The sequence below is a fragment of the Microvirga tunisiensis genome, assembly GCF_009296175.1.
In the GTDB taxonomy this organism is placed as follows: Bacteria; Pseudomonadota; Alphaproteobacteria; order Rhizobiales; family Beijerinckiaceae; genus Microvirga; species Microvirga tunisiensis.
Window position 1 is genome coordinate 1 of sequence record NZ_VOSK01000684.1, and the last position, 1,723, is coordinate 1,723.

The following is a 1,723-nucleotide window of genomic DNA, read 5'->3' on the forward strand; positions in this document are numbered from 1 at the left end:
ATCTCCTGTACTGGAACAGCGATGGCACCCGCATGACCCGGGCCGCCCATAGCTGGTATCTGCGCAACACCTATGTGGAGAACAATCTGATCGAGCCGGGCAAGATCACGCTCAAGGACGAGGCGATTGATCTGAGCAGCATTCGTCAGGACACCTATGCCGTGGGGGCAGAAAAAGACCACATCGTGCCCTGGGACGCCGCCTGGCGCGTCACACAGCTGTTTGGCGGTGACGTGCGGTTCGTGCGGGCCTCCAGCGGCCATATCGCCGGGATCGTCAATCCTCCCGGTGGCAAAGGCGCCTACTGGACCAAAGAGGCCGGTGATGCGCCGGCCACCACCCCCGAGCAGTGGCTGCAGAGTGCGACGCGCCACGAGGGGAGCTGGTGGCCGGACTGGACGGCATGGCTTTCTGCTCGCTCGGGCCGGAAAAGCGCGCCACCACGCATGGGCAGTTCGAAATACCCACCGCTGCAGGACGCGCCAGGCACTTATGTGATGGAAAAGTAGAATGGCTGAGGCCAATCCGAGTAGCAATCGTACCGCGTAGCCCGGTTTAGTTGACCTCAGTAGCAATATACGCGACCACCGTTCGGCAGCCCATCCGTTGATGCTGGAGCAGGATGTCAGATGAAGATCACCATGGATGTTGAGTGCACGCCTGAAGAGGCACGGGCCTTTCTGGGGCTGCCGGACGTGAAGCCGATGCAAGAGCAACTCATGCGAGAGGTGCAGGACCGCATGACCGCGAACATCCGGGCGATGGAGCCTGAAGCCATGCTGAGAACCTGGCTTCCGGCGACCCTGAAAGGGTTCGAGCAGATGCAGGAGATCTTCATGTCGCAAATGACCGGGACCAAACGAGAGTGAGTGACCGCGAGAGGCTCAGCTGCACCGGTCGGACCCTAAAGCTTTCTGCCCTTGACGAAAGTCTGCAGACGTTGACACCGGTCGGACGGGCTCGCCCTGGGGGATCTGCTATCCGTCCGACCGATCAGCGGGTCGGCTAGTCGCCCGCCGCCAATGATTTCTTGCGCGAGGAGGACCGTCTGCGGTCCTTGCTGCTCTCACTATTGCCGCGCTCCTCGCCCGACGGGCCGCCGAATGCGCTCGTCATGACTTCGCCGGCGGCTCCGATCGCAGCCGCTGCAACCTCCAGCGGAGCAGCGACGATCTCAGCGCCAAGGCTTCCCGCAGCCGATACGGCCTCCCTACCCTGCTGCGTCTCGCTGCTCTGTCTCTGCTCATCGCCCTGCGGCTTTTCAAGCACGTTCGCGACCGCCCTGAGGGCCTCCGCCATTACCGCGCGTGCTTGCGGGGAGGTGAGCGTTGTCTCAAGACTCGAGAGCCACACCATCGGGTTCAGCACGCTGCCCTGCGAGCGGGATGCGGAGCGGGCTGATGTCGTGGAACGGGACTTTGATGCACCGGAGGTCGAGCGTACCGCCGGGCGCGATCCTGCGGAGGAGCGTGCCTTCGTAGGGACAGCCTGGGACTTCCTTGCAGACCGGGAGCCGGCCATTGCTTTGGGCTGTGCGCGCTTGGAAGCGCCAACTTCCTTCTTGGTGGCAGAGCGGGAGGCAGATTTCGACGCTGTCTTCTCCGGCGCCTTCCGGCTCCTGCTGGGTTGTGAAGTCCTATCCTTCTGTTTCTTCGCCATAGTCATTCCTTCGTCTGCTGGGGCCGGAAGCCGGCCGTGCCGAGGAACAGTGGTCCTCAAACAT

General features: G+C 62.8%; 3 protein-coding genes and 1 pseudogene. 3 read left to right on the forward strand and 1 reads right to left on the reverse strand.

The window, feature by feature from the left end:
* Both FS320_RS42840 and FS320_RS42845 read left to right on the forward strand, forming a co-directional pair.
* Positions 1-509, forward strand: a pseudogene (locus FS320_RS42840) (class I poly(R)-hydroxyalkanoic acid synthase); the annotation flags it as partial.
* A gap of 120 nt (positions 510-629) precedes the next feature.
* Positions 630-869, forward strand: a complete 240-nt coding sequence (locus tag FS320_RS42845) for a DUF6489 family protein (protein ID WP_036359725.1) — start codon at positions 630-632, stop codon at positions 867-869.
* A gap of 136 nt (positions 870-1,005) precedes the next feature.
* On the opposite strand, the gene FS320_RS42850 is transcribed toward FS320_RS42845, so the two are convergent.
* Positions 1,006-1,299, reverse strand: a complete 294-nt coding sequence (locus tag FS320_RS42850) for a hypothetical protein (RefSeq protein ID WP_210252260.1) — start codon at positions 1,297-1,299, stop codon at positions 1,006-1,008.
* Between the two features lie 22 nt (positions 1,300-1,321).
* Between FS320_RS42850 and FS320_RS47415 the strand changes: the two genes are divergently transcribed.
* Positions 1,322-1,723 (forward strand): hypothetical protein (locus FS320_RS47415; protein WP_210252261.1); only part of this gene is annotated, 402 nt, incomplete at its 3' end.

Coding starts and splice junctions, on each gene's coding strand:
- FS320_RS42845 (WP_036359725.1), top strand. CDS start 630: ATGAAGATCACCATGGATGTTGAGTGCACGCCTGAAGAGGCACGGGCC.
- FS320_RS42850 (WP_210252260.1), bottom strand. CDS start 1,299: ATGGCGGAGGCCCTCAGGGCGGTCGCGAACGTGCTTGAAAAGCCGCAG.